Annotated in this window: 3 protein-coding genes; all 3 read right to left on the bottom strand. The window is 34.0% G+C overall.

Going from position 1 to position 4,502, the window contains the following annotated elements; translation table 11 throughout:
- The coding region (locus IEV84_RS16340) for a thrombospondin type 3 repeat-containing protein (protein ID WP_188495863.1) at window positions 1-3,198 on the bottom strand (3,198 nt) is incomplete at its 3' end.
- 300 nt (window positions 3,199-3,498) lie between these two features.
- Window positions 3,499-4,182 (bottom strand): glycoside hydrolase family 78 protein, encoded by a 684-nt coding sequence (locus IEV84_RS16335; RefSeq protein WP_188495861.1) that lies wholly within the window; start codon window positions 4,180-4,182, stop codon window positions 3,499-3,501.
- A gap of 8 nt (window positions 4,183-4,190) precedes the next feature.
- Window positions 4,191-4,502 (bottom strand): T9SS type A sorting domain-containing protein (locus tag IEV84_RS16330; RefSeq protein ID WP_188495859.1); only part of this gene is annotated, 312 nt, incomplete at its 5' end.

The following is a 4,502-nucleotide window of genomic DNA, read 5'->3' as shown; positions in this document are numbered from 1 at the left end:
TGCAGGAATTACTATAGAATAGCATTGTTTTGCAATTGTTCCCGAAGCATCAATACATATATCATAAGTACCCGGATTAAGATTAGTTAAGGCTAAAATTTTATTAGCAAAAGTTTTAGAGGTTCCGTTAACAGTTGCTGAATATGCCAAATTCTGACTGGCTGTGATGGTGATTTGACCATTGTTCTTATTTGGACAACTTTCTCCAACTGCTTCAATAGAATAATTTGTTGAACCTAAAGCTATACAACCATTAGTATCGACTGCCTGACCACTAGGTGTATTAGGACAAAGATCAGCACTGTTCTTAACACCGTCGCCATCATCGTCTAATTGTCCCAAAGCACAACCTGTGGCGTTTACTGTTTGACCTGTTGGTGTGTTTGGACATACATCAACATTGTTCTTTATGCCATCATTATCATCATCCAATTGACTTTGAGCACAACCTGTAGCATTTACTGCCTGACCTGTTGGTGTATTTGGACATAAATCAACGCTGTTCTTAACTCCGTCACCATCATCATCTAATTGCCCTACAGCACAACCTGAAGCATTTACACTTTGACCTGTTGGCGTATTTGGACAAATATCTATATTGTTTGGTACCCCATCACTATCATCATCTAATTGTCCCAAAGCACAACCCGAAGCATTAACTGACTGACCTATTGGGGTGTTTGGACATAAATCTAAATTATTTAGAACACCATCACCATCACTATCATCTGAAATATCAAATTTAAGAGGGAGAACTTCTGCTGTATATGAATTTTCAAAAGTGATATATGCAGTAAATGGATTCATATCTGAAAGAGAAGAAGCCGTTACAGAATAAAATCCAGAAACACCATTAACTATCTTGAAGATATAACTTTTCACAGGAGATTTATAGCTGATATACACAGGAACAAAGTTATTAACTGTGAGATTTTTAGGAGTTGAAACAGCTCCGCTTCCCGTAAAAGTAAAAGTTCCGTTTGCACTAATTAAAACGGGGGTGTTAGCAGGAATAATTCCGTTTTTAATTGATGTACAAGAAACATTTGCAGATGAAGTAACCATATTATAAGCAATAACTCCTGTCGGAATAGATGCTTCAAAGGGCAATGTCAAAGTTCTGTACCCTGCAAAAACTCCTGTGTAAGTAGCTGACGTGGTATTAAAATTAAATGGAACACTAAAATCACCACTTTGATCAGCTAGTGAGAGTAAATTTGCATTATTGTTTGCAATAACATTCGTTGTAAGCCCTGTATAACCTTGAGGCACATAATAAATACTGTTCTTATTTGCAGCTAGTTGATACCAATTTTTACTTTGAGGAATTACCGTGACATCACGTAAATCAAGAGAAGTACTGTAGCTATTTGATAAAGCATCTAATAAACTACTATCGCCATCAGAATAAACTCCTGAAAATTTAGAAGCTTTTTCGTTACCAATATTCAAATATACATCTCCAAAATTCATCGTAAGTACCGAACTATAATTAGAATTCGTAAGACTAATAATTCCTTTAATTCCATCAGTCAATGTTGCTGTCGAAATGTCTAAGACAATATCAAAACTACCAGTTGCAGGAAAAGTTACTCGTCCGTAATTTTTACTTTTTACAACTCCTGCGGCGTTTACATAGATAAGTGTCGTATTGTCAGAATAGCGATTAGCGGATGACGTTGCACTATTCACACGCATTATTAATTTAGTATATCTGTCATCCAAAACAATATAACCATTTGTTGCGTTAGTATTTGAACTAAATAAAGGATTTGGATTAGACCATGTTTTAGTTTGTCCACTAATTTTATAAGTCGTTCCAAATGAAACGTTAGAAGTTGGCTGAACATCAATCTTATTATAATGAATATCTTCCCCAATCATATTCGATTGTGGTCTGTCACTATTTTTATTAAAAACAAAAGTGATAACACTAGAAGCATCCACAGTTACAACAGGACGAAAAGTTTGTTCATCATAAACAAGATTAGAAATAGTATAATCGCTCATAGCATTTGTAACCGTTTTTGTTCCTGAAATTGTATAAAAAGGCAAATCTACAGTTAGCGTAGAAGAAGTAGATGCCGTATTATATACAAACAAAACAATTTTATTTCCATCTTCAGAAATATATGAAGATCCTTTTAAAACACCTTCATCTGTCCATGTTGCATCGATTCTGGTCTTTCCGGTAACATTTTTAGCTAATTGCTGAAGAACACGACCCCTTTTAGTAATTTCACCATCAAGAGAACCATTAGTTCCATCACCCATCAATCCGTAAAAACGTTTGGTAGCATAATGAATCCAGGCATTTACATTTCCTAATAATGCATCATTTACACTTTTAGCGAAAGAAAAACCATCTGTATTCCAATCAAAATTTCTAGGTGTAGTACTACTGGAAGAATTCCAATTAATAAGATACTCTGTCTGCCAGATTTGTTTGTTGTAATTCTGAAATTGCTTATAGACAGACTGCATTCCACCATACTGATGTCCTGCATACACTTCAAAATTAGCCATTACTTCAGGCTTTAAAAAGGCATTTGCATAATTATCTGAAAAGCCAACACTCTCCGGTGCGATTACTTTACAATTAATAAGATGTCCATAATCTTTAACAAAAGTAGCAATCTGATCAGGAGTCCATATACATCCATGATACAATGCCTTCTCGTCTGGTTCGTTTTGTACAGAAATGTAATCCAGTTCTACCCCATTATTTTTAAGATACGTTACAAAATCGTCCAGATATAAGGCATAATCTCGATAATGTTCTGGCTTTAAATATCCTATCTGTTGAACACCATCAGCATCAACATATACTGCATTAATATGGTTATTAGTTTTCCATTCCGCCGGCATTGTCCAAGGGCTCGCAAAAATAGTAAGCCTCATAGATTTTGCAAGTTGCGCAGTAGCTAACACAGTATTCCAACTATTTTTATTCTCAGGAATATACAAACGCATAATATTGTAACCTGCCTCACTATTTGCGCCCCAAACCTTTTGAATTTCTGCTGGTGACATATGGTTATAACCAAATTGTGGACTATTTACAAATCCTCCAAATCCGGTAATTTTCTGATAAGCCATATTCTTGTCAATTCTGACTTTTGGATTCTGTGCGAACCCCAGTCCGCAAAAAATTATACCTGCAATAAATACAAGCTTTATTTTAATTTTTCTTTTCATACATAGTAGAATTATTGTTATATAATTAAAATGAATAGATCTTTTTTTTCATTAAGTGATAAATTAAGTTTATATATATCAGGAGAGAAACAAACTCAAACAAATAACAATCAGTATTTTACAAAAAACAAACACATAAAAAAATAATCGTTAGAAAATCAAAAAACATATCTTAAAAATCGTTTACCTATCTTTTGAATCTATCGCAAGAGGATATGAGACCGTCCTATAATTTGGATAATCTCATATCAAACATCTTTTATTTAAAAAATATTTATAAAAAAATCAGGACGTAAAAACTTACTGCATTGTAAAATCCCAAACCGGACCGATTGTAGTTCCTCCTTTACCATCTTTAACAGCAATTTTCCAATAGTACTTTGTTCCTGTTGTTAATGAAGAAGCTGCATAAGAAGCTGTTGTTAAATCGGAAGCTACTTTTTGAGTCGGGAGATTTGAAGTTCCTAAATACACATCATACGACAAATTATCGTTATCGGCATCTACTGCTGTCCAACTTAAAATGGCTGAACTACCGGAAACATTAGAATGCAAAACCGGTGTCTTTACTTCTGGTATAAATGGTAAATGATTTACTATCCCCTGACTTTCAGTAAAAAAAGTATATACCGCTGTGTATTTATCTGATTTATTTTTTGAATCAATGGCTTTCACTCGCCAATAATAAAACTTCCCTTTCTCTAAAGACAATGACTTACTAAGCAAGGTAGTTGTTGAAGTAACTACATTTTTAGTAAAAGCATTATCTGTGGCAACATCCAGTTGATAAGTAATCGCATCATTTTGAGCATCTGATGAAGCATTCCAAGTAAATTCAACGGTATTGTTTATACAAACTAAATTATTTGTTGGATAAACTAAACCTGGAATAGTCGGTGGAGTTTGGGCATCGCCCTCATCTCCACCACTACTACAAGAAGAAAATAGTGTAAAACTCAATATAATTAAACTTATTTTTTTCATATCGCAAACTACTTTTTAATGATTTTAATTGTCTCTAAAGGATTCGATTGTATTCTGACAAAATAAACTCCGGCAGCTTCTTTTCCTAAATCTAAATGTACTTTACCATTTTCAATGGTATAAACCGATTTAGAAATTAATGTTCCTGTAACAGTATAAATTCCTATTTCTACTGAGCTGTCATTAGTTGGTAAATAAACGTCGAACGGACCGTCTGTAGGATTTGGAACCGCTTTAACCAAATCAAACAAAGTAATCGTTTTGGCATAAATGCCCTCACATTCTTTTGAAGTTGTAACTTCTAATACATCCCCGTTACT

It is taken from the genome of Flavobacterium palustre (assembly GCF_014639535.1).
Taxonomy (GTDB): Bacteria; Bacteroidota; Bacteroidia; order Flavobacteriales; family Flavobacteriaceae; genus Flavobacterium; species Flavobacterium palustre.
This window is presented reverse-complemented; position numbering and strand designations above follow the sequence as displayed.

Coding starts and splice junctions, on each gene's coding strand:
- IEV84_RS16335 (WP_188495861.1), bottom strand. CDS start 4,182: ATGAAAAAAATAAGTTTAATTATATTGAGTTTTACACTATTTTCTTCT.